Below are 21,009 nucleotides of genomic sequence, written 5' to 3' on the forward strand. Positions count from 1 at the left end.
CGACCGGCCACGATCACCGTGACGCCGTCAACCTGCAAGCCGCGAAGTCTCGGCGCGTAGGTATGTTCCAGGCCGGTGCCAAGGGCTGCGCTTCCACGAGCGGCGCCTATCGGCTCGGAACGAGCGTGGTCGATCGCCAGCCGTACCAGCCGCGGCACAGTGCGTAGGCCAGTCCGGTCGCCACTACGAGAGCGAGGTCGATCGGCCAGGTCGCTTTCGCATCGGGCGTATCGCCTGCCGTGACGGCGAAAATGGTGATGGCGATCTTGTGTGCGAACACGAGTTCCCAGGGGCCCCGCTGTCTGCGTGGTGCCGCGAGGAGCATGGCATACAGCCCGGCGAAGACAAGGTAGGCGAACGTCCGCCACGCTTCCGACATCAGACGCTCGGGCGGCACGGTGGCCATGATCCCGATCCCCAGCGCGAAGGCGCCGAGGGTAGCGACCCCGCAGAGGGCCAGCAGCCCGCGTCCGATCCGATCAGCCAACGCAGTGGGGCCGTCGGTGGTGGCGTGAACGCCGGTGTCGACTGTCATGGTGGTTCTTTCCCTTCAGGGATCCACTTTCGGTTGCCACGGCACAAATGCGGGCAGCGCCGGCTTGCCGCGTTCGGTAAACTCGCGGAACCGGGTCAGACCGCCGACCGCTGTCCGGGATTCGCCACGACGTGCCCGGTCAACCGCTCCCAGTTGCCGGACCCGATGGCGGCCTTCTCCTCCGCGGTGAACGGCGCCTGTTCGAGGAACGACCGCGCCACGCCGCCGCTCGTGTCGAGGAACGGGAAGCCGCCCGGCCGCGTCCCGAACGTGTACGGGTAGTCGGTCGAATAGAGCATGCGTGCGGTCCCGATGACCTCCGCGGTCCACCTCAGGTAGCGCTCGCTCACCGTGCCGCTGCCCGCCACCCAGAAGTTCTGCCGGAAGTAGTCGGCCAGCGGCCGCTCCAGACCGGCGTTGGGCGCCATGATTCCGGTGTGGTCCAGGTAGAAGAGGATGACCTCGCCCCAGTGCCCGGCGATCACCTGGAGCTCGGGGTGGCGGTCGAACACGCCGGAGAAGATCATGCGCAGGTACTGGACGCCGAGGTCGTAGTACCAGCCCAGCCCCGCGGTTGCCAGTCCCATGCCGACACCGCCCAGCCCCGAGTAGTACGCGTCGAGGACCGGCTGGACCGGGGTCTGCGGGTGGAAGTGCAGGGGCACCCGCAGCCGCGCGGCGGCCGCATAGAGGTCGTCGAACTCCGGCGCGTCGGCCAGCTTGTCGCCCGTGCGGCCGTACAGCATCGCTCCGCGAAAGCCGAACTGCGAAACCGCGCGCTCGAGCTCCGCCACCGCCGCTTTCGGATCGGGCGTCGGGATGGCCGCGAGCGCCTGGAACCGCTTCGGATTGCCGGCGACGACCGCGGCGAGCTCGTCGTTCGCCTCGCGCGCCACGCTCACAGCGTCGGCTGGCGCGAGGTTCTGCACGCCGGGCGAGGCCAGGGACAGCACCGCCACGTCCACTCCCTGGTCGTCCATGTCGGCCAAGCGTCGATCACCGACGTCCCGCAGCCGCTGCGCGAACGGCTCGTCGCCGTAACCGCGCTGCGGGGTCTGCGGCAGCCCCGCCCGGGTCCACGCCTCCTGCAGCACCGGCAGGACGACGTGCTCCTCAAGCCCGACGATGCGGATCTTCTCCGGCATTTCCTGCTCCTTGTCCATCTGCTGCCTTCTTGCCCTGGTGGCGCGCTCGCCATGTTTCCAATGGAACTAGTAAGACGTTATCACAGATATTTCCATCGATCACATAGAAGCAGTATCATTGATAGATGGACCCGCAGACCCGGGATGACAGCTCCTCCTCCGCGCCGGAAGCTGCGGTCGATGGTCGTCGGCGTGTGATCGAGGCAGCCGCGAACCTGCTCGCCCGCGACGGCAGCGACGCCGTCACCACTCGTGCCGTCGCGGCAGCCGCCGGAGTGCAGCCCCCGGCGATCTACCGCCTTTTCGGCGACAAGGACGGACTGCTCGAGGCGGTGGCCGAACACGGGTACGCCACGTTCTTCGCGGCGAAAATCGTCGGCGCGGCGCCGCGTGACCAGGTCGTCGACCCCGTCGACGACCTGCGTGCGGGCTGGGACCTCGCCGTCGAGTTCGGTCTCACCCACCCCGCCCTCTACGCGTTGATGTACGGCGAACCCAAGCGCGGCACAACTTCGGCCGCGTTCCGGGCCGGCATGCAGGTCCTGGAAAAGCGCATCCACCGCCTCGCCGCCGCAGGACGGCTGCGCGCAAGCGAGCAGCTCGCGGCCGCTCTCATCCACGCCACGGCGCGCGGCGCCGTGCTCACCTGGCTGTCGCTACCCGAAGATCGGCGCGACCCGGCCCTGCTGACCGCGATGCGGGAGTCGATGGTCACGGCCGTCACCACCGAGAACTCCGCAGTCCTGGACCCGGGCCCTGCCGGTGCGGCACGAGCCCTGCGTGCCGCCCTGCCCGAGCAGACGACACTGAGCGGCGCCGAACAGCACCTCCTCGGCGAATGGCTCGACCGCCTCGCCGACGGAGAGGAGACGCCCCCGGCCACTCACCGGGAGTGATCCCGCGGTCGATCCGTGCCGGCGCCGGCCGGCCGCCGGGCGTCGACGCCTCCCTGCGCAACATCTCCGGAACACCCGCACCCGCAGGGCGAACTGCCGCACCAGCCCGGCCCGCTGGATCGCGTGGCGGCCTTCGCGTGCCTTTCGGTCAGCGCCTCGACTCGTTCGTTCGCGGCCGTGGGCCGGTAGTCGCGACGGATCAGGCCGCGGAGGCAGCGGGGATCACGCTCGCGGAGCGGCCTGAGCCGACGCCGGCGATCAACGACGTCGTCGTCGAAGGGCATGCGTCGGGCTTCGTTTCCGCGGAGTGGGAGTGGCCCTCGGCCTTCAGCACGGTCGTCTGCAGGCGGAGCAGAGCGTTCTCGCGCACGGTGCCGCCGGTGCGGTCGGGTCCGTGGTGACGCAGCCGGCCCGGGGGTTCGGCGGCGAGCGCCATCCGGTCTCGCTGGACCGAGCGCCATCCGGCCCGGCGGGACGCTGGTGTCGGTGGTCGGGCCTGTTGAGGCTCGTCCGGTCGACGGGGCTCCCGATCGACTTCGTCGTCGAGTCCGTTCCGAGTCGGCCGGCAGAGATCGTCGATCGGGTGCGGGCGTCTTCGCACGCACATCGGGACCGTCGCGACCCTCGACGACGCCGTCCGCTTCCTGAGGCGCAACAGCAAGGTGGCGAAGGCGCAGGACTTCGACCTCGCACACGTCGCCTGACCAGCGATGTTCGTCATGGGGTGACATAGCCTGAACGCTTTGGGCGCGCGTTGGCAAAGACGGGGTGTCAGGGCGAAGCGAAACCCGAGGAGCTTCATGTCGTCAGACGCGGAACTGATCGGTCGGTCGCTGGGCGGAGACACCGATGCCTTCGTGGAAGTGATCAGCCGGCACGAGACCGCGCTCGGGAACTATCTGGCGCGCAGAGTGGGGCGGCAGGCCGCCGAGGACGTGCTCGGCGATGTGTGGGTGGCGGCTTACGAATCCCGTGCGAACTACGACCGTTCGTATCCCGAAGCCAGGCCTTGGTTGTACGGCGTCGCGCTGAACAGGCTGCGCCGGCACTGGCGGTCCGAACCGGCCGAGGAGCCGGCGTCGGACCTGGCCGGCGTGGCGAGTGACTGGGATCCCTGGCCGGCGGTGGATGCCCGCGTGGACACACAGGCACTGCTGGGCAGGGCACTGGCCCGGCTCAAACCGGAAGAGCGGGAAGTGCTGGGCCTGGTCGCCTGGGAGGACCTGACCGTCGCCGAGGCCGGCCGGGTGCTCGACATCCCGGCCGGCACGGCCCGCCGCCTGTTGCACCAGGCGCGCAAGGCATTGCGTGAAGCCCCCGAAGTGGTCGCGCTGCTGCAAGTCCCGACAACCTGAAAGACAACCCATGGATGAAATGGATCTCATGAAGAATCTGCGTGACGTGCCGTCCCCCGGTCCCGAGGCCTACGACCGTGCCCGCACGGCACTGCGGACGGCGATGGAGGAGCCGGTGGCCACGGTCGTGCGACCGAAGCGTTGGTTCTCCTGGCCCAAGGTCAGCGTCGCCGCCGTGGGCGCGGCAGCCGTCGCGGCGGCTGTGGTGATGAGTACGTCCGGCGGCAGCGTCCCGGCCGGCCCGTCCGACGCGGCCCCGCAGGCGGCCGGGGTACCGCAGGCGGCCGAGGCACCGCTGGTGAAGCTGGCCTCCGCGGTCAAGGCGGCCGGCACGCAGCCCGGAGACGCATCGCTGATCGTCAACACGAAGTTCGGGCTGGACAACAAGCCGGACCTCTACTACACCCTCTACACCGACAAGGGTCAGCAGTTCACGGGTGACTCGGAGAAGACCCTGGTGGACGCAGTCGCCAAGGGCGACGCCCAGCCTGCCACGCCGTACGACGGGAAGGTGATGGCGGCGGCCCGTCTCGCCGCGAACGGCGACGTCGACAAGGCCAGGATCGCGATGATCACCGCGGCCGGCAACGCCCTGGGAATCGGCCTGAGCCCGGCCGAGGCCGACAAGGCCTGGGCGGACGCCCAAGCGGAGACCGCGGAGATGCTCCGCAAGATCGGCAAGCCGGTCCCCGCCCCCAAACCGCGTCCGACGGGCAAGGACCTGGAAAACCTCATCAACAACCACCTGTGGAGCAACGCCGAACACGCGCTGTTCACCAACGCCGCCGACGCGGAGGTCCGCGCGGGCGCGCTGAAGCTGTACGCGACCATCCCGGACATGATCGTCGGCAGGACCGACGTCGACGGCCAGGCCGCGCTGACCCTCACCACGCCCCCCGCCGTCCTGGGCGGCAGTACGGACGTCCTCATCATCAACGCCGACAACGGCCTGCCGATCCGCGAGGAGATCACCTCGGCGGAACCGTCCAAGCACTATGTGGTGAACTACAAGTCCGCCCGCGTGACCCTCGCCGACGTGGCCGCGGGCAAGATCTGATCCTCGTACCGAACTGTCCTGGGAGGACCGGGATCATCTCGGCCCTCCCAGGACGGTTCCGTCCGTGCGTGGCCGCCGGGCTCGGCGGCTGGACGGCGTCCGTGAGGCCCGCGGCAGCGGGAAACCTGCCGGGAATAGGCTGACCCGCGGTTCATCGTCCCGGGGGAGGAGCCAATGACCGAGCTGTCTCGCGGCGGGCGGAACCGGAAGTTCCTGCTGACGCTCGCCGTTCTGCTGGTGATCTTCCTGTTCCCGTTGGTGCACGGGCTGATCTCGGGAATCGGTGTGCCGGACGCCGCGCCGGCCACACCGGACCCGGGACCGGCCACTGTGGACATCCTGGCGGTGCCCGGGCCCGGCACCGCCGCCGGGTTCGACGCCTGTTCCGTGCTGAGTCCGGACGTCGTCGCCGCGGCCGGCCTGAAGTACGCGTCCGGGATCGCCCGGACCGGGCCGGAACCCGGCCGGGCGCCGGGGACGAACTCGTGCGGGGCCCCGGTCGGACCTCAGCGCGGGAGCGTGCCCCCGGTCGTCCTCCTCACGGTGGGGGAGCAGCAGGTCAGCGGCACCGCGAGGAGCCACGGCGAGCCGTACGACCGGGGCGCCGGCGAAAGCCCGGCCGACACCGTGGTGACGTTTCCCCCGGCCCGGCTGAAGATCACCCACTTCGCCGCGCTCACCGACGGCGAAACCGCTGTGGCCAAGCTGATCGACGGCATCGCGGCCCGCCTCGCCGAGGGGCCGAAGCCGGCGCCGGAGTACCGGTACCCGGCGCCGTACGACCTGGTCGCCAAGCCGTGCGATGCCCTGCCGGCGGAGCTTTTCCGCGCGCTCACGGGTCATCCGACCGACGGGACCGAAAGCGAGACGCTGGCCCAGCACGAGGTGCTCTCCGTCTCCGGCACGGACGTCAAGATCAGCTGCGCCCGCGCGTCGACGGCCGGGGAGGCCGTGGCGGTCACGCAGACGATCTACCGGGACGCGGATGGGGCCGGGGCCGAGACGCGCTTCCTGTGCGAGCACCAGCCGGGCTGGACGGCTCTGCCGGCCCCGATCGGCGACTTCAGTTGCGCTTCGCCGGCCACCGGCGGCCAGCACCGGATCCTGTTCCGGGCCGGCCGCGACCGCGTCCTGCTCGAGTACCGCGCCGACCACCCGCCGGCCGGTGACCTCGCCGGCACCGCCCGGAAGATCTTCGACGCGCTGCCGCACTGACCGCCGTCGCCGGCACGCACATGACATTGCGCGACCGAGGCGAACCGAAGGGCTTCTCGGCGATCAGCGCGCCGCTGACGACCGCGGCGATGCGGCGGGCCAACCGCCAGGACCTGGCTGCCCTGAAGGCCTTGCTGGAACGAACTCGCTCCGCACCGGAGCAGTGACCGAAAGCCGCCACGCCGTCCGGGTCCGGGCGGCCGCCTACGATGGTTGCCCAGGGAGGTCCTGGCTGACCATGAAGACTGGTGACACAGAGGTGCAACGGGCCGGTTCAGGCGACCCGGCGACGCCGGCGCCGACTTTGCTGTACCTGGTGAAGCAGGTCGAGCTGTCCGTGCGCGCCGGACTCGACGCTCTCGTCCGTCCGGCGGACATCACGACGCTGCAGTACACCGCCCTGACCGTTCTCGAACGCCACCCCGACCTCACCGCCGCGCGCCTGGCCCGGCACTCGTTCGTAACCGACCAGAGCATGGCCGACATGGTGACGACGTTGCTGAACCGGGGGCTGATCGAGCGCCATCGCGACCCCACCGACCGCCGCCGCCTCGTCATCGCCCTGACGCCCGCCGGGCAGCGGCTGCTCGACGGGCTGCGGCCGCAGGTGGCCGCGTTGCAGGACCACATGCTCTCGTTGCTTTCCGACGGCCAGGCCGGCCAGCTGCAGCACTCGCTGGAACTGTGCCGGCGCGCCTTGCTCGAGCGCCCGGCCGAAAGTGACCCACGGCCCCGCCCGGCGGACGGAAAACCCCGGTAGGAGCCCACCTCCAGGCGATAGTCAGGAAACCTGTACATCTGGTTTTCGGTGTGGTTTGCTTCACAATCGTGAGTGATACCGTGGTCCCCGCCGACTCGGCTGCACCAGTGGAGCTCCGAAGGGGCACCTTGGTGTCCGCGGCCGCCGCCGTCGCCATCGCCCAGATCGGCCTGTCCATCCCGGCCGTCATCAACGGCTTCATCAACCAGGACCTCCACACCACGTCGACGACGCTGACCTGGATCTCCGACGCCTTCCTGGTTCCGGTGACGCTGCTGGAGCTGTCCTTCGGCGTGGTCGGCGACCTCTTCGGCCGCAAGCGGCTGCTGGCCGCCGGCGCCGCGCTGATGGCCGTGGGCGGCCTGCTCGGCTTCTTCACACCCAGCGGCGGCACCGGCGTGCTCATCACCGGTCAGGTGGTTTCCGGCATCGGAGCCGCGGCGATCTTCCCGACGTCGATAGCGATGCTCGCCGCGGGTACGCAGAGCGTCCGGCAGCGTGCGCACTCCATCTCGATCTGGGCCGCCGCCCTCACCGGCGCCGGTTTCATCTCCCCGGTGCTGGCCGGCCTGCTGGCTCGCATCCCCCATTCGGGCGGTGAGTACGCGAGTTGGCGGTACGCCTTCCTCGCCATGGCGGTCCTGGCTGTGGTCAGCTGTGCGATCACCTTGGTGGGTGCGCAGAACTCCGCCGCGCCGCTGGGCCGGTCCCTGGACTGGCCGGGCCAGATCACCATCGCGATCTCCCTGTTCGCGTTGCTGTACGCGGTGATCCAGGGAGCCGAAGACGGCTGGGGCAGCGTTCCGGTGATCGGCGGGTTCGTCGTGGCCGTCGCGTTCATGGCGCTGTTCGTGGCGATCGAGCGCCGGGTGGACCGGCCCCTGATCCGCTTGGACCTGTTCAGCAACCGGATGTTCACGGTCTCCGCGGTGGTGACCGTCGTCGGCATGTTCGCCTACTTGGGCACCGCGTACGCGACGAGCATCCGGCTGTCGGCCATCCAGGAGTACACCCCGCTCGCGACGTCCCTCGGCTTCTTCTGCCTGAACGTGATGGGCGTGGTGCTGTTCCCGGTCAGCACCCGGGTCGTCGAGCGCTTCAGCCCCGGCGTCGTGCTCGGCACCGGGATGGCGCTGATCGGGATCGGCGACTTCGTGCTCGCCGCCATTCCGGCCACGAACCTCTCCATCGGGGCGGTCGCGGCTCCGCTGCTGGTCGTCGGCGCCGGGTTCAAGCTGGCCGTCACCTCGATCACCGTCGTCGCGGTCAACAGCGTCCCGACGTCCAAAGCCGGCATGGCCAGCGGGGCGACGAGCATGTTGCGCGACGGCGGCCTGACGCTCGGGCCCGCCATCGTGGGCGCGATCGCGCTGACGAACGCCGCGAACGCGATCAACGCCGAAATCGCCTCGTCTCCCTCGCTCAAGTCCGCATTGGACAGTTTCTACGCCGCACCGCAGCACGTCCCCGCCGCACAACGCCCGACGGTGGAAGCCGCCGTCCACGCGGTGAAGTCCGGCCCGCTCGGGCAGAACGGCGTCCCGGCGCAGGTACCGGGACCCGACGGCACGTTGATCCCGTTCAACCCCCTCAAGGACGTCGCGTTCCACGCGCTCTCCCACGCCTACGCCATCGGCTACCTGGTGTGCGGCATCGCCGCCGCGGCGGCTGCCCTCATCGCGCTGACGATGCTGGGCCGACGGCGAACCCAGGATGTGTTCACCGAACCCGATGCGGGCGAACGGCCTTGAGCATCACCATGCCGACGCCTCCCACGTCGGCCCCGCCACCGGCTCGGCATCGTGCGGCAGCAGGCGAGCGGCTTCGGTTGTAGGCTGCGGAAATGGTCGAGATCCGGGGGCAGCTCGGCGAAGGTGACTTGCTCGGCGTGGTGCGAGCGGCGTTCGGGGAGCGTGACCTGGTCTCGGTGGAACGGCTGCGTGGCGGTTCCAAGAAAGGCGTCTACCGGCTGGTGCTGGATGACCGCACGACAAGCATCGCCTACGTGTGGAACGCCGACGAAGACTACTGGCCGGAAGCGGCGTCAAAGGAGGAGAGCGACCCGTTCGGTCATGCCAGTGGTCTCGATCTGTTCGAAGCCGCTCATGCCGCCCTGTCCTCGATCGCCGTCCGGGTGCCGCGGGTGGTGATGGTGGACCGCAGCAGGAGCCTGCTCGCGGGCGAGGTGGCTGTGCTGGAGGACGTCCGTGGTGGCACGCTCGAAGCCCTGTGGGACCGGGACCCGAGGCGAGCCGGGCGGGTGTTGGCCCGCCTCGGTGACGTGGTCCGGGCGATGCACGGCAGCCGGCGCGATCGATACGGCCGCCCGCGTGCCGACCGTGCGGGCAGCACCGATCCGGTGGAGCGGATCGTGCTGCGCCGCGCGTTGGGCCATCTTGCCGACGCCGCGGCCGGCGTCGATCGGATCGCGGGGGCCGAACACCGCCTCCGCGACCTGCTCCACGAGCGACATGCCGCTGTCGCTCCCCGTACCGAGTACGGGTTCATCCATGGCGAGCTGGGTCCCGATCACGTCCTGGTCGACGACCGTGACGAGCCGGTGCTGATCGACATCGAGGGTGCCATGTTCTTCGACGTCGAGTGGGAGCACGCGTTCCTGGAGCTGCGCTTCGGAACCAGGTACTCCTGTTTGCGCCGTGACGACCTGGACGGTGACCGATTGCGTTTCTACCGCCTCGCCTTGTCTCTGTCGCTCATCGCAGGCCCGTTGCGGCTCCTGGGCGGCGATTTCCCGGATCGGCCGGTCATGCTGGAGATCGTGGAACACAACGTCGGCCGGACCCTGGCGCAGCTTCCCTGAGCGCACCTGATGGACGCGACAGTGGCCACGACCTCGACGCTGCCGGTAGGGGTCATGCGGGCTTGACCGCTTCGATGTGCTCGTTCAGCCAGCTCCGGAAAGTCTGCAGACGCGGGTTGAGCGACCGCACCACGTCCAGGTCGCGCGCACCGACGAAGTCGCGCTCGCCTTCGACGTAGAACTGGAACATGTTGCCGAATTCGTCACCCGCGGGCAGGCCGATCGAGCGGAACTGGTCGTGCGTGAGCGGCCGGTAGCCGACCGGTTCACCGAGTGCGTCGGCGAAGGCGGCGGCGTACTGGGCGCCGGTCAGGTGTTCACCCGCGATGCTCACGGTCTCTCCCACGTACTTGTCGCCCGCGGCGAACACTCCGTAGGCGGTGCGGCCGATGTCCTCGGCCGCGATGCCCGCCAGCCTGGCCTCACCCATCGGCAGGGTGAGCACGAGTCGTCCGTCTTCGCCCCGCATCGGTCCGGTGCCCTGGGTGAATCCTTCCCAGTAGAAAGTGCTCCGCAGGTAGGTCGTCGGGACACCCGAGTCGCGGAAGAACGCGTCCGCCTCGGCCTTGACGTCGAAGTGCGGGACCGTGTAGCGCTCCTGCAGCACCGGGGCCCGCCCGGCGGACACGGGAATGACCTCGCGGGTGTCCTCCAACGTGGACCAGACGACGTGGGCGACCCCGGCCGCCTTCGCGGCACGGGCGGCCTTCGCGGCCTGTGCCAGTTCGACGTCGGCGGACATGGACTCCCAGAAGTTGGTCACCACGTAGGCGCCGTGGGCCCCCTCGAACGCCTTGCGCAGCGACTCCTCGTCGTCCAGGGACGCCTCCACCACCTCGGCGCCCCGCTCGGCCAACGCGCGGGCCTTCGCCGAGTCCGCGTTCCTGGTGACGGCGCGCGCGGCGAACGGACCGTCCGGAGCGTCCAGGATCGCCCGGACCAGACCTCCGCCCTGCGCACCCGTCGAACCCAGCACCGCGATGATCTTCTTGTCGCTCATGAGCACTCCCTCTGAAATGTCACCGCAATCCAGCGGCGACTTGCCTGGTCGAAATCTCGGCTGAACTGTCAGATCGACTTGAGGACCCGGATGCGGTCGGCGATGGCGCGCCGGGCGACGTCGGAGTCGAAGGCGATGGAGTCGAATTCGTGGGGTGCGCCGGGGTGGAGGTGGAACTCCACCGGCACGCCGGCCCGGCTGAGCTTCGTCGCGTAGGCGATGTCCTCGTCGCGGAAGACGTCGAGCTGCCCGACCTCGATGTAGGCGGCCGGGAGGCCGGTCGCGTCTTCGAGCCGGGCCGGCGCCGCTGTGGCGGGGACGTCGGGGCCGCCGGCGGCGTCGCCGAGCAGGGCCGGCCACGCGGTGAGGCTGTCGTCGTAGGACCACAGCACGGAGGGCGCGATGTGCGGGTCAGGGGTGGTGGTGCGGTCGTCGAGCATCGGCATGAGCAGGATCTGGCGGGCGATCTTCGGGCCGCCGCGCTCGCGGGCGAGGATCGACACGGCCGCCGCCATGCCGCCTCCGGCGCTGTCGCCCATGACGCCGATCCGCTCGGGGTCGACGCCCAGTTCGGCGGCGGTTTCGTGCAGCCAGCGCAGCGCGGCGTAGCCGTCTTCGAGCGGGGTGGGGTAGGGGTGCTCGGGGGCCCGGCGGTATTCGACCGACAGCATCGGCACGCCGCTGGCGGAGACGTAACGGGCGACGGGTCCGTCGAACAGGTCGATGTGGCCGAAGATGTAGCCGCCGCCGTGGAAGAACACGACGGCCGGGCCCGGTGTCGCGCCTTTCTTGGTGTACCAGCGCATCGCGATCCGCGCGCCGTCGCCGGCGGTCGTGTGGTGCTCGCTCGTCTCGACGTCGGCCGGGATCGGCTGGGCTGTGCTCGCGGCGCCGATGATCGGCTCCCACATGGCGCGGCGCGCGGCGATGTCGCCCACGGCCGGTGGTGTGGCGCCGGCCATCGGGGCCAGTGCCGCGGCGATTTCGGGGTCCAAGCTGAGTGCCATGGTCGTTGCCTTCCGGGATCGGGTGGGGGAGTCAGGCGGTGGGCGGGAGGACGACGACCTTGCCGTGCACGCCGCCCTCGGCGGCGCGCGCGTGCAGGGCCGGCAGTTCGGCCAGTGGTACCTGCTCGGCGACGTCGATGTGCAGTTCGCCGCGGTCGACCTGCGCGACCAGCTGCGCCAGTTGGTCGGCGTCGCTGCGGACGAACAGGTCGATGCCGCGCACGCCGCGTTCCTCGTCGGAGGGGGCGGGCATCCACACCGTGGTGTTGACCAGGACCCCGCCGGGGCGGACCAGGGTGACCAGCGCGGCCAGCTGTTCCGGGGCGACGGGGGCGAGGTTGAGCACGACGTCGACCGGCTCGGTCACCGCGGTGGTCACGTCGGTGGTGGTGTGGTCGATGACCTCATCGGCGGTTTTGACCGCCTCAGCGCTGCGCGGGCTGGCGGTGGCGATCACGTGGGCACCGGCGTTCTTGGCCAGCTGCACCGCGTAGCCGCCGACCGCGCCCCCGGCACCGTTGACCAGCACGCGCTGCCCGGCCCTCAGCTGGGCGTGGTCGAACAGCGCCTGATACGCGGTCAGCCCGACCAGCGGCAGCGCGGCGGCCTCGGGCAGCGGGACGGTCTTCGGTGCCGAGGCGAGGCTCTCGACCGGGGCGAGGACGTACTCGGCGGCGGCGCCGGGCTGGTCCATCGGCAGGAAGCCCACGACCTCGTCACCGACCGCCAGGCCGTCCAGGCCTTCGCCGAGCGCGTCGACCGTGCCGGCGACGTCGATACCGGGCGTATGCGGCAGCACCACCGGGATCGGGCCCTGCATGAACCCGCCCCGGATGTTGCCGTCGACCGAGTTGAACGACGTCGCAGCGACCCGGACCCGGACCTGCCCGGCAGCCGGGACGGGCAGCTCCGCGTCCTCGTAACGCAGGACGCCGGGGGCACCGTACTCGTGGAAACGCACTGCCTTCATCACAGTTCTCTCCTTCACTTCAGGTCGCTTGCTTCGAAGTCGAAGCAACTGAGAACGACAGTACTCGTGCTTCAAATTCGAAGCAAGTGACACCGGTCACCGCCGGTGCGCGGGGCGGTGCTGCGTCACCGGGGAGGGTGCTCAGTCGAGTCCGGCACTGCCATGCCGGCCTCTTCGAATTCGAAGCAGTACACTCCGGCCATGTCTGACGCACCGCCGTCGCTGGACCCCCTGCAGCTCGGCGCCTACTTCGACCTCATCGAAGTGACCAGCCTGCTGCGGCACGCGGTCGAGCAGCAGCTGCGCGAGGCCGGCGAACTCAGCTACGTGCAGTTCCAGCTGCTGGCCCGGCTCGGGGACTCCCCGACGGGCAGCCACCGCATGACCGACCTGGCCGACGGCGTCGTCTACAGCCGCAGCGGCTTGACCTACCAGGCGGGCCTGCTCGAGAAGGCGGGCTTGGTCGTGCGCGCCCCTTCTGCGGACGACGAGCGGAGCACCACGGTGACCATCACCGACGCCGGACGCGAGCGGCTCGCGCAAGTGCTGCCCGGGCACGTCGAGGTGGTCAGCGGCCTGCTCTTCGAACCGCTCAACCGCGACGACGTCAAGACCTTGGCCGGCCTGCTGGCACCGGTGCGCGACCACATGCGCTCCGCGCCCCCTCGCTCGGCAGCGCCTCGCCGCCGCAAAGGCGAAGCCACCCACGATCGGCGCCACTGACATCCGAGCGCTTCGACCGGATGCTGGCGGGAGCGGCGGACGCTCCGCTCGTGGCTACCTGCACGGCCCCGGCGGGATCGGCAAGTCGACACTGGTGCGCGACGCCGCCCAGCAGGCGGAGCTCGCCGGCCGGACCGTGGTCCACGTGGACGCCGGGTTCCTCACCGCCGACCCGATGCCGGACACCGGCAATCCGCAGGCGCTGAACGCCTACAGCCATGCCAATAACGGTCCGATCTCGTTCAGCGATCCGCTCGGGCTGATGGGGGGAGCCGAGTGCGACCCCGACGGGGTGCATGCCGGCGCATCCGGAGAACGCGGCGAACTCGTGGTCGGCGATCGTTCTTCTCATCCAGCCCTACCGTCTACGCGGGACGAGTCCGGCCTCGAACGCCATGATCGCCAGCTGGACGCGGTCCCGGGCCTCGAGCTTGGCGAACAGGCGCGCGACATGAGTCTTCGCCGTGGCCGCGCTGATCACCAACCGCTCGGCTATCTCGGTGTTCGACAGGCCCTGTCCGACCAGGGCCAGCACCTCGCGCTCCCGGTCGGTGATCTCCGCGATGAGGCCTGAGTCCGCGGCGGGCTCGGTGTCCGGTCCGGGGGCCGCGGGGCCGGAGGTTCCGGCGAAGTCCGCGATCAGCCGCCGGGTCACGCTCGGCGCGATCAACGCGTCGCCGGCCGCCACCACGCGGATCGCGTCCAGGATCGCGTTCAGAGCCATGCTTTTGAGCAGGAATCCGCTCGCCCCGGCGCGCAGTGCGCCGTAGACGTACTCGTCGTCGTCGAAGGTCGTCAGCACCAGCACCTTGGGCGGGTCCGGCTCGGCGGTCGCCTGCCGGGTCGCCTCGATCCCGTCCATGCCCGGCATCCGGATGTCCATCACCACCACGTCCGGCCGCAGCTCACGCACCAGACGCATCGCCTCGCGGCCGTCGCCGGCCTCGCCGACCACCTCCAGGTCGTCGGTGTCGCCGAGCAGGATCGCGAGCCCGACCAGCATCAGCGGCTGGTCGTCGACCAGCAGCACCCGCACGCTCATGCGGGGAGCCTCGCCGCCACCCGGAATCCGCCCTTCGGCCGCCGGCCGGCGCTGAACTGGCCGGACAGCAACGTCACCCGCTCGCGCATGCCGAGCAGGCCGAAGCCGCTCCCGCCGGGCGCCGTCGGGTGCCTGGGACGGCCCGGCCCGCCGAGACCGTCGTCCACCACCTCGATCGTCACTCCCTCCGGCTCGTACCCGACCGCGACCCGGCACGTCCGCGCCCCGGAATGCCGTACCACGTTCGTCAGCGACTCCTGGATGATCCGGAACGCCGACAGTTCGATCTCCGGCGGCAGCGGACGCCGCTCGCCCTGCCAGCTCACGTGGACCCGCACCCCGGCGTCGGCCGTGCGTTCGGCGAGTTGCGGGACGTCGGCCAGGCTGCCGGCCGGCGCCAGCGGAGCGGCCTGCGGCATGGCGTCGTCCGGCTCGGCGTGGCGGAGCGCCCCGAGCATGCGCTGCAGCTCGAGCAGTGTCTGGCGGCTGGTGGTCTCGATGCCGGCCAGCGCCTGCCGCGTCTGCTGGGGCTTGGTGTCCACGACCCGCGCCGCCGCTCCCGACAGCACCGTGATGATCCCGATGCTGTGCGCGACGCTGTCGTGCAGTTCGCGGGCGATGCGCAGCCGCTCGGTGATGACGGTGCGGGCCGCGGTTTGCTCGTGCAGGGCTTCGAGGTATTCGCGGCGTTTGCGGTACACCCCTCCGAACACCCACGCGACCGCGAACCACAACGCGTACTGCCCGGTCCACTGGGCCGTGTCGCCGAGGTTCTCCCCGGGGTAGACGTGGATGTTGTTCACGAACACGGCCGCGACCGCCGCGACGGAGCCGGCGGCGGCAGCCTTCGGCCGCCGGACGGCGAGGTGCCCGCCCAAGACGACGAGCACGACGAACACGGCCTCGGACCGCACGCCGAAGAGGTAGCCGAGGACCGATTCGCCCAGGATCGCCGCGAAGACCGCCGCCGGCAGCCGGCGCATCAGCAGAACCGGAAGAGCGAGCACGACGCACAGAACCATCATCTGGAAGGGCCCGAGGCCGGGAAACCGGAACAGGCCGTCGTGCTCGGGAACCTGAGCGATCGACCAGCAAAGCGTCACCGCGTAGAAGCAGGCGGTGGCCAGCACCACGGCCTGGGACATCAGCCAGGTCACGCGCTTCGATGTCGAGAGACGCTGGAGAAGCTCTTCCATGCGGCGATCGTATGCAGGGCGCCGGCTCCGCGCGTCGCCCCGGGGATGTACGCGCCGTACACCCCCGGGCCGACGGCCTGGGAAACGGTGCCATCCGCCGGCCGACGCGACGGGCAGCATTCTGTTCGTAGGTTCGTGACCATGACGAACGCACCGATGATCGATCTTCGCGACACATGAAGCAGCGCCCGGAATGTCGGGCCACCAACCCGATCGAAGCGCTCGGCAGCGCTGACCACGTGCGCCGGCCGGCGGTGCCGGACAGACCCCGTATCCGAAGTCCGCGACATCTCGGCAGGGTGTTCGCGACCGCGGGCCTGATCATGATCCCGTGGGTTCTCTATCTGTCGATGTCTTTGCCGCAGGAGGCGATGGACAGTCACTGGGCCCTGGGCTGGGTCGGTCTGGACAGTGGCGAGGCACTGGCCTTGTTCGCCACCGGTCGATTCCTGAAGCGGGCGGACAACCGCTGCACGCTGACCGTCACCGCGGCCGCCGCGCTTCTCCTGACAGACGCCTGGTTCGACGTCACCGCGGCGGCATCCGGGGGTGAGCTGGCCATCGCGATCGTGATGGCAGTGTGCGTGGAAATTCCCATCGCCATCGTGTGCACCGTCTTGGCCTTGCGACTGATCCGCCACCCATTCCCGCAGTCCGAAACCTCCTTGACCGACCCGTTGACAGCCCAGTCGACCTGACGCTCACGCTCTGCTCGATTTGTCCGATCAGGACAGCGAGAACGCCCACTTCGTTCAAGAGCCGGCTTTGCCGGTGACGAGTTCCGGAAGCGACTGCGGCGCTTTCGCAGCCGTCTTTACGCAGGAGCAACTGGCGGAGATCGAGCGGGGCGCCGGGCCTGACGCCGGAGGAGCAGGAGGCGTTCGCCCGGACCGCCCGGCGTTGCCCGCGCCGGTCACCTCGATCGTCGGCCGGTCCGACGATCTCGCCGCGGTGCTCCGGCTGGTCCAGAATTCCTCGCTCGCGAGGTCGGCTGGCGGGCGGCGAGCCGGTTCGAATCCGTGCACGGTCTCGACCTGAGCGCCCTGCGGGACGCCGACGACGTCCCGCAGGCGCTGGCCGAGTCCCTGCGGACGCCCGACCCGGCCACGCTGATCGGCGATGGTTGCTGGTGCTCGACTCCTTCGCGTGGAGACTCGTGTCGTTCGACCGCAACAGCGTGGGGGACGTGTTCGTCCGCGACCGCGACACCGCGACCACGACCCGGGCCGGCGACCTCGGCTGATCCTCCACGAGCCGGGGATCGCAGGCCGCAACGCTCGCCGGCTCGGGGGACGAGCCGATCGAAGTCCACCGTGACCGGGGAAGGTCAGCCGGCGACCAGAAGCGGCACCAGGGCGTCGGGGCGGTCCAGGGGGATGATGTGCCCGCAGTTCTCGATGAGGTGGGTGGTGAGGTCGTCGGTCACCGGGCGCAGCTGGCGGGCGAGGGTGTCGCCCACCGGGTGGGCGCCGATCGCCACGGTGGGGACGGTGAGCCGGCCGGTCGCGGTGGCGTCGGCGATCTGTCTCGCGGTTTCGGGCATGGCCCGGTAGTGGCCGAAGGCGCTGCGCAGGGCGTCGCGCCCGGTGTACGCGGCGACGAACTGGTCCCGGATCGCCGGTGGCACGCCGTGGCCGCGGGTGCCGGCGTCGAGGAACCAGCCGATGTATTCGGCCTCGTGCCCGGCGAGAACCGTCTCGGCGAGGCCGGGGACGGCGTGGAACCCGAACCACCAGGGCGGGCCGCCGGCGAGGAAGTCCTCGGCGCCGGGCAGGCGGCCGACCAGCGACTCCATCAGGACGAGCCGGTGGACCCGCTCGGGGCGCCGCATGGCGAGCAGGAACGCGGGCGGGGTGCCCGCGTCGATGCCGACGACCGTCGCCGCCGGTTCGTCCAGCGCGTCGAGGAGAGCTTCGGCGTCGGCCGCGAGGGTGCCGGCGTCGTAGCCGCCGGCGGCGCCGGTGGTCGCGCCGAGACCGCGCAGGTCCGGGGCGATGACCCGGTGGTGCCGGGCCAGGTGCGGGATGACGGCGGTCCACAGCCGCCAGGTGTGCGGGAAGCCGTGCAGCAGCAGAAAAGCCGGTCCCTGGCCGGTGACGACCACGTTGATGTCGATGCCGTTCGCCGTCACCCGCTGCTCGCGCACGCTGTCTCCTGTAGGGGGTTACCATTGGTTACCAGATGAGGCTAGGTAACCGGCGCGGCCGGGCCAAGACGGCACTTTCCCGACAGGTGGTGAGCTCCAAGTGACCCCCTCGCCGAAGGGCACGCGCGGCGACCTCTTCGACCCCGCCTGCCCGACCCGCAAGCTGCTGGACCGGATCGGCACGAAGTGGACGTCGATGGTGGTCAAGGTGCTGGCCGAGGCCGGCGCGGACGAGGTGCGGTTCGCCGAACTGCAACGCCGGATGCCCGGCGTCTCGCAGAAGATGCTGTCGGTGACGCTGCAGAGCCTCACCCGCGACGGCCTGGTCGAGCGCCGGGTGGAGCCGGCGGTTCCGCCGAAGGTGCACTACCGCCTCACCGGCCTGGGCCACTCCCTCGAAGTGCCGCTCGCCGCCCTGCGGACCTGGGCGGAGGAGAACATGCCGGCGATCGACCGGGCCAACGCCGCAGGACGTGACTGACGCCGGCGGTGAGCAGCCCGGGCACACCGCGGGTCACTTCACTTCGTTCAGCTTTCCGGTGGCGACGTCGAACACGAAGCCCCGCACGGAATCCTTCTTCGGGATGAACGGGCTGTTCCTGATCCGGGCGATCGACTGGCGGACGTCCTCGTCGAGGTCGGTGAACGCCTCGGCGGCCCAGGCGGGTTTGACCCCGACGTCCTGCTGGATGGACCTCTTGAAGTCGTCGTCGGTGAAGGTGAGCATGCCGCAGTCGGTGTGGTCAATGAGGATGATCTCCTCGGTGCCGAGCAGCCGCTGGCTGATGGCTAGGGAGCGGATCTCGTCCTCGGTGACGACGCCGCCGGCGTTGCGGATGACGTGGGCCTCGCCCTCCTGCAGGCCGAGGACGCCGTAGACGTTGATGCGGGCGTCCATGCAGGCGAGCACGGCGACGTGCTTGGCGGGCGGCAGCGGCAGCGGCCCGGTGAAGTTCGCGGCGTATTCGGCGTTGTTGACCAGGAGTTCGTCGGTGACCGACATGGTGGTCCCTTCCACGTAGCGGGGTGGACCGAGTGGACCCCTCCGTACGCCGGGTGCGCAACCACGCCCACGACCTGGAAGAGCGTTCCACGCAACGGACACCGCCGGGAACTATCATTCCACCTGATGAGACGGTGGATCGCTCACCGTCCGGACTGCCTAAGGTCCTGATCGTCACTCGATCGGCTGAATCTTGAAGGTGCTGTGATCAACCCTCCGCCGCCACCCGCCGGTGTCCCGGCCCTCGCGGCACGTTCCCTGCCGGCCGCGGTGTGGCGCGCCGTCCGTTCCGGGTGGTGGACGTCCGTCTGCGCGCTCCTGATCGTCGTCATCGTGCTGCTCGCCGCCGGGGCCGACCTCTTCGTCCTCCTCGAAGGGCAGAGCCTGACCCCGGACATCTCCACCCTCGGCCCGACCGGGCTGCCCGCCGGGTCGCTGGGCGGGGTGAGCGGGTCCCACTGGTTCGGTGTCGAGCCGCTGACCGGTGTCGACCTCTTCGCGCTCGTCGCACAGGGCGCGCGGACCTCCCTGCTCGTCGGCCTCGGTGCGACGGTGCTGGGCACCGCGCTCGGGGTCGTGATCGGGGTCAGCGCCGGTTACCTCGGCGGCTGGTGGGACCGCCTGGTGATCTGGACGGCCGACGTCATCCTCGGCTTCCCGTACCTGATCTTCATGATCGCGCTCGGCGCGGTCCTGCCGGTCGACTTCCCGCGGCAGGTCACGCTGATCGTCGTCCTCGGGCTCTTCGGGTGGCCGCGGGTGGCCCGGATCGTCCGCGCGCAGACGCTGACTCTGTCCCAACGCGACTTCGTCGCCGCGGCCAAGGTCGTCGGCGGCGGGCCGTGGCACGTCTTCACCAAGGAACTGCTGCCCAACCTGTGGGCGCCGATCATCGTCGTCGCCAGCCTGGCCATCCCGTCGATGATCGGCAGCGAAGCCGCGCTGTCGTTCCTCGGCGTCGGCGTCCTGCCCCCGACGCCCAGCTGGGGCCGCACGATCAGCACCGCCATCGACTTCTTCGAGACCGACCCGATGTACCTGGTCTTCCCGGGGCTCCTGCTGTTCCTGATCACCCTCGCGTTCAACGTCGTCGGCGACGCGATCCGCGACGCACTCGACCCGCGGTCCGGCGGTGCGGCCTGATGCGCACCCTCCGCTTCGCCGCCACCCGGTTCGCCGGGATGCTGCTGGTCCTGTTCGTCGTCGCCTTCGTGACGTTCGTGGTGTTCTACGTCCTGCCCGCCGACCCGGCCCGGCTGGCCTGCGGCCGCCCCTGCTCGCCGGAAGGACTGCGGCTCGCGCGGGAGTTCATGGGCTACGACGTCCCGTGGTACCGGCAGTTCTTCGAGTTCCTCGGCGGGATCGCCGGCGGCCGCACGTTCGGCACCGGCGCCGCGGCGATCCACTGCACGGCGCCGTGTTTCGGCTGGGACTTCCAGAACAACGTCGACGTGCTCAGTGAGATCGGCGGCCGGATCGAGGTCAGCTTCTCGGTCGCACTGGGCGCGGCCGTGATCTGGATCGTGCTCGGCGTCGGCCTCGGCGTGCTTTCCGCGCTGCGGCGCGGAACCGCCGTCGACCGGATCACGATGGCCGCCGCGATGGCCGGCGTGTCCATGCCCGCGTACCTGGCCGGGATGGTCGGCATCACGATCTTCGCGTTCGCGCTCGACGTCGTCCCGAAGTCCGGGTACGTGCCGCTGACCGAAGATCCGGCGCAGTGGGCGTGGCACCTCGTGCTGCCGTGGTTCGTGCTGGCGTTCCTGCACGCCGCGATCTACGCGCGGCTCACCCGCGGCCAGATGCTCGAAACCCTCGGCGAGGACTACATCCGCACCGCCCGGGCCAAGGGCCTCACCGAACGGAAGGTCGTGGGCCGGCACGCGCTGCGCAACGTCCTGCTGCCGGTCATCACGGTCTTCGGCGTCGATCTCGGCGGGCTGCTGGCCGGGACGGTGATCACCGAGCGGATCTTCGGCATGGCCGGCGTCGGGCGGTTGCTCATCGACGCGATCGCCTCGCTCAACCTGCCGGTACTGCTGGGCGTGACGCTGTTCTCGGCCCTGCTGGTCACGGTTCTGAACTTCCTGGTCGATCTCTGCTACGGCGCGCTCGATCCGCGGGCGCGCCTCGTCTGA

Annotated in this window: 23 protein-coding genes; 13 read left to right on the forward strand and 10 right to left on the reverse strand. The window is 70.3% G+C overall.

The annotated features are described in order from the left end of the window. Nucleotides 1-106: 106 nt before the first annotated feature. Together AB0F52_RS10420 and AB0F52_RS10425 are read right to left on the reverse strand one after the other, a co-directional pair. Nucleotides 107-535, reverse strand: a complete 429-nt coding sequence (locus tag AB0F52_RS10420; protein ID WP_360167399.1) for a hypothetical protein — start codon at nt 533-535, stop codon at nt 107-109. A gap of 95 nt (nt 536-630) precedes the next feature. After that, on the reverse strand, nt 631-1,698 hold the full coding sequence (locus AB0F52_RS10425) for an amidohydrolase family protein (RefSeq protein ID WP_360167402.1): 1,068 nt from the start codon (nt 1,696-1,698) through the stop codon (nt 631-633). A gap of 176 nt (nt 1,699-1,874) precedes the next feature. On the opposite strand from AB0F52_RS10425, the gene AB0F52_RS10430 reads away from it, so the two are divergent. Further along, nucleotides 1,875-2,576, forward strand: a complete 702-nt coding sequence (locus tag AB0F52_RS10430; RefSeq protein ID WP_360167405.1) for a TetR/AcrR family transcriptional regulator — start codon at nt 1,875-1,877, stop codon at nt 2,574-2,576. 199 nt (nt 2,577-2,775) lie between these two features. On the opposite strand, the gene AB0F52_RS10435 is transcribed toward AB0F52_RS10430, so the two are convergent. Then, nucleotides 2,776-3,012: a hypothetical protein gene (locus AB0F52_RS10435; RefSeq protein ID WP_360167408.1), complete on the reverse strand. Its 237-nt coding sequence runs from the start codon at nt 3,010-3,012 to the stop codon at nt 2,776-2,778. Between the two features lie 364 nt (nt 3,013-3,376). On the opposite strand from AB0F52_RS10435, the gene AB0F52_RS10440 reads away from it, so the two are divergent. The 7 genes from AB0F52_RS10440 (at nt 3,377) to AB0F52_RS10470 (ending at nt 9,784) form a co-directional block, all read left to right on the forward strand. Then, nucleotides 3,377-3,931 carry a sigma-70 family RNA polymerase sigma factor gene (locus tag AB0F52_RS10440; RefSeq protein WP_360167411.1) on the forward strand — a complete coding sequence of 185 codons (555 nt, stop codon included), beginning with the start codon at nt 3,377-3,379 and terminating at the stop codon, nt 3,929-3,931. 28 nt (nt 3,932-3,959) lie between these two features. Further along, nucleotides 3,960-4,988, forward strand: a complete 1,029-nt coding sequence (locus AB0F52_RS10445; RefSeq protein WP_360167413.1) for a hypothetical protein — start codon at nt 3,960-3,962, stop codon at nt 4,986-4,988. A 174-nt stretch (nt 4,989-5,162) separates the two neighbouring features. Beyond that, nucleotides 5,163-6,203: a hypothetical protein gene (locus AB0F52_RS10450; RefSeq protein ID WP_360167416.1), complete on the forward strand. Its 1,041-nt coding sequence runs from the start codon at nt 5,163-5,165 to the stop codon at nt 6,201-6,203. Nucleotides 6,204-6,223: 20 nt separating this feature from the next. Then, nucleotides 6,224-6,370 carry a hypothetical protein gene (locus AB0F52_RS10455; RefSeq protein ID WP_360167419.1) on the forward strand — a complete coding sequence of 49 codons (147 nt, stop codon included), beginning with the start codon at nt 6,224-6,226 and terminating at the stop codon, nt 6,368-6,370. Nucleotides 6,371-6,441: 71 nt separating this feature from the next. Next, nucleotides 6,442-6,963, forward strand: coding sequence for a MarR family winged helix-turn-helix transcriptional regulator (locus tag AB0F52_RS10460; protein WP_360167422.1), 522 nt, complete (start codon nt 6,442-6,444; stop codon nt 6,961-6,963). Nucleotides 6,964-7,094: 131 nt separating this feature from the next. Next, the gene (locus tag AB0F52_RS10465; protein ID WP_360167425.1) at nt 7,095-8,714 is read left to right on the forward strand and encodes an MFS transporter; all 1,620 of its coding nucleotides are present in this window, start codon (nt 7,095-7,097) and stop codon (nt 8,712-8,714) included. Nucleotides 8,715-8,806: 92 nt separating this feature from the next. After that, a complete protein-coding gene (locus AB0F52_RS10470) occupies nt 8,807-9,784 on the forward strand; it encodes a phosphotransferase (protein WP_360167428.1) in 978 nt (325 codons plus the stop codon). Between the two features lie 52 nt (nt 9,785-9,836). On the opposite strand, the gene AB0F52_RS10475 is transcribed toward AB0F52_RS10470, so the two are convergent. From AB0F52_RS10475 to AB0F52_RS10485, 3 genes are all read right to left on the reverse strand, one after another. After that, the gene (locus AB0F52_RS10475) at nt 9,837-10,784 is read right to left on the reverse strand and encodes an NmrA/HSCARG family protein (protein WP_360167431.1); all 948 of its coding nucleotides are present in this window, start codon (nt 10,782-10,784) and stop codon (nt 9,837-9,839) included. A 68-nt stretch (nt 10,785-10,852) separates the two neighbouring features. Then, the gene (locus tag AB0F52_RS10480; RefSeq protein ID WP_360167434.1) at nt 10,853-11,791 is read right to left on the reverse strand and encodes an alpha/beta hydrolase; all 939 of its coding nucleotides are present in this window, start codon (nt 11,789-11,791) and stop codon (nt 10,853-10,855) included. A gap of 31 nt (nt 11,792-11,822) precedes the next feature. Next, nucleotides 11,823-12,761 carry an NADP-dependent oxidoreductase gene (locus AB0F52_RS10485; RefSeq protein ID WP_360167437.1) on the reverse strand — a complete coding sequence of 313 codons (939 nt, stop codon included), beginning with the start codon at nt 12,759-12,761 and terminating at the stop codon, nt 11,823-11,825. 201 nt (nt 12,762-12,962) lie between these two features. On the opposite strand from AB0F52_RS10485, the gene AB0F52_RS10490 reads away from it, so the two are divergent. Next, nucleotides 12,963-13,484, forward strand: coding sequence for a MarR family transcriptional regulator (locus tag AB0F52_RS10490; protein WP_360167440.1), 522 nt, complete (start codon nt 12,963-12,965; stop codon nt 13,482-13,484). 358 nt (nt 13,485-13,842) lie between these two features. Here the strand turns inward: AB0F52_RS10490 and AB0F52_RS10495 are convergent, their stop codons facing one another. Together AB0F52_RS10495 and AB0F52_RS10500 are read right to left on the reverse strand one after the other, a co-directional pair. Beyond that, nucleotides 13,843-14,526 (reverse strand): response regulator transcription factor, encoded by a 684-nt coding sequence (locus tag AB0F52_RS10495; RefSeq protein ID WP_360167443.1) that lies wholly within the window; start codon nt 14,524-14,526, stop codon nt 13,843-13,845. Then, nucleotides 14,523-15,722: a sensor histidine kinase gene (locus tag AB0F52_RS10500; RefSeq protein ID WP_360167446.1), complete on the reverse strand. Its 1,200-nt coding sequence runs from the start codon at nt 15,720-15,722 to the stop codon at nt 14,523-14,525. Before AB0F52_RS10500 ends, AB0F52_RS10495 begins: the two co-directional genes overlap by 4 nt. A gap of 176 nt (nt 15,723-15,898) precedes the next feature. On the opposite strand from AB0F52_RS10500, the gene AB0F52_RS10505 reads away from it, so the two are divergent. Next, a complete protein-coding gene (locus tag AB0F52_RS10505) occupies nt 15,899-16,420 on the forward strand; it encodes a hypothetical protein (protein WP_360167449.1) in 522 nt (173 codons plus the stop codon). A 629-nt stretch (nt 16,421-17,049) separates the two neighbouring features. Here AB0F52_RS10505 and AB0F52_RS10510 read toward each other — a convergent pair. Beyond that, nucleotides 17,050-17,868, reverse strand: a complete 819-nt coding sequence (locus tag AB0F52_RS10510) for an alpha/beta fold hydrolase (RefSeq protein ID WP_360167452.1) — start codon at nt 17,866-17,868, stop codon at nt 17,050-17,052. Nucleotides 17,869-17,968: 100 nt separating this feature from the next. On the opposite strand from AB0F52_RS10510, the gene AB0F52_RS10515 reads away from it, so the two are divergent. Beyond that, nucleotides 17,969-18,349: a helix-turn-helix domain-containing protein gene (locus AB0F52_RS10515; protein WP_360167455.1), complete on the forward strand. Its 381-nt coding sequence runs from the start codon at nt 17,969-17,971 to the stop codon at nt 18,347-18,349. 33 nt (nt 18,350-18,382) lie between these two features. Here the strand turns inward: AB0F52_RS10515 and AB0F52_RS10520 are convergent, their stop codons facing one another. Next, entirely contained in the window at nt 18,383-18,871 is a 489-nt protein-coding gene (locus AB0F52_RS10520) for a carbonic anhydrase (protein ID WP_360167458.1), read from the reverse strand. Between the two features lie 204 nt (nt 18,872-19,075). Between AB0F52_RS10520 and AB0F52_RS10525 the strand changes: the two genes are divergently transcribed. Both AB0F52_RS10525 and AB0F52_RS10530 read left to right on the forward strand, forming a co-directional pair. Next, nucleotides 19,076-20,014, forward strand: a complete 939-nt coding sequence (locus AB0F52_RS10525; RefSeq protein ID WP_360167461.1) for an ABC transporter permease — start codon at nt 19,076-19,078, stop codon at nt 20,012-20,014. Then, the gene (locus AB0F52_RS10530; RefSeq protein ID WP_360167464.1) at nt 20,014-21,009 is read left to right on the forward strand and encodes an ABC transporter permease; all 996 of its coding nucleotides are present in this window, start codon (nt 20,014-20,016) and stop codon (nt 21,007-21,009) included. Before AB0F52_RS10525 ends, AB0F52_RS10530 begins: the two co-directional genes overlap by 1 nt.

The sequence above is a fragment of the Amycolatopsis sp. NPDC024027 genome, assembly GCF_040638975.1.
Lineage (GTDB): Bacteria > Actinomycetota > Actinomycetes > Mycobacteriales > Pseudonocardiaceae > Amycolatopsis.

What these genes read in the sequence shown, in the direction of transcription:
- AB0F52_RS10495 (WP_360167443.1), bottom strand. Translation starts at nt 14,526, where the DNA reads ATGAGCGTGCGGGTGCTGCTGGTCGACGACCAGCCGCTGATGCTGGTC.
- AB0F52_RS10500 (WP_360167446.1), bottom strand. Translation starts at nt 15,722, where the DNA reads ATGGAAGAGCTTCTCCAGCGTCTCTCGACATCGAAGCGCGTGACCTGG.
- AB0F52_RS10450 (WP_360167416.1), top strand. Translation starts at nt 5,163, where the DNA reads ATGACCGAGCTGTCTCGCGGCGGGCGGAACCGGAAGTTCCTGCTGACG.
- AB0F52_RS10460 (WP_360167422.1), top strand. Translation starts at nt 6,442, where the DNA reads ATGAAGACTGGTGACACAGAGGTGCAACGGGCCGGTTCAGGCGACCCG.
- AB0F52_RS10475 (WP_360167431.1), bottom strand. Translation starts at nt 10,784, where the DNA reads ATGAGCGACAAGAAGATCATCGCGGTGCTGGGTTCGACGGGTGCGCAG.
- AB0F52_RS10420 (WP_360167399.1), bottom strand. Translation starts at nt 535, where the DNA reads ATGACAGTCGACACCGGCGTTCACGCCACCACCGACGGCCCCACTGCG.
- AB0F52_RS10470 (WP_360167428.1), top strand. Translation starts at nt 8,807, where the DNA reads ATGGTCGAGATCCGGGGGCAGCTCGGCGAAGGTGACTTGCTCGGCGTG.
- AB0F52_RS10455 (WP_360167419.1), top strand. Translation starts at nt 6,224, where the DNA reads ATGACATTGCGCGACCGAGGCGAACCGAAGGGCTTCTCGGCGATCAGC.
- AB0F52_RS10425 (WP_360167402.1), bottom strand. Translation starts at nt 1,698, where the DNA reads ATGGACAAGGAGCAGGAAATGCCGGAGAAGATCCGCATCGTCGGGCTT.
- AB0F52_RS10520 (WP_360167458.1), bottom strand. Translation starts at nt 18,871, where the DNA reads ATGTCGGTCACCGACGAACTCCTGGTCAACAACGCCGAATACGCCGCG.
- AB0F52_RS10435 (WP_360167408.1), bottom strand. Translation starts at nt 3,012, where the DNA reads ATGGCGCTCGCCGCCGAACCCCCGGGCCGGCTGCGTCACCACGGACCC.
- AB0F52_RS10480 (WP_360167434.1), bottom strand. Translation starts at nt 11,791, where the DNA reads ATGGCACTCAGCTTGGACCCCGAAATCGCCGCGGCACTGGCCCCGATG.
- AB0F52_RS10440 (WP_360167411.1), top strand. Translation starts at nt 3,377, where the DNA reads ATGTCGTCAGACGCGGAACTGATCGGTCGGTCGCTGGGCGGAGACACC.
- AB0F52_RS10530 (WP_360167464.1), top strand. Translation starts at nt 20,014, where the DNA reads ATGCGCACCCTCCGCTTCGCCGCCACCCGGTTCGCCGGGATGCTGCTG.
- AB0F52_RS10490 (WP_360167440.1), top strand. Translation starts at nt 12,963, where the DNA reads ATGTCTGACGCACCGCCGTCGCTGGACCCCCTGCAGCTCGGCGCCTAC.
- AB0F52_RS10445 (WP_360167413.1), top strand. Translation starts at nt 3,960, where the DNA reads ATGAAGAATCTGCGTGACGTGCCGTCCCCCGGTCCCGAGGCCTACGAC.
- AB0F52_RS10505 (WP_360167449.1), top strand. Translation starts at nt 15,899, where the DNA reads ATGAAGCAGCGCCCGGAATGTCGGGCCACCAACCCGATCGAAGCGCTC.
- AB0F52_RS10485 (WP_360167437.1), bottom strand. Translation starts at nt 12,761, where the DNA reads ATGAAGGCAGTGCGTTTCCACGAGTACGGTGCCCCCGGCGTCCTGCGT.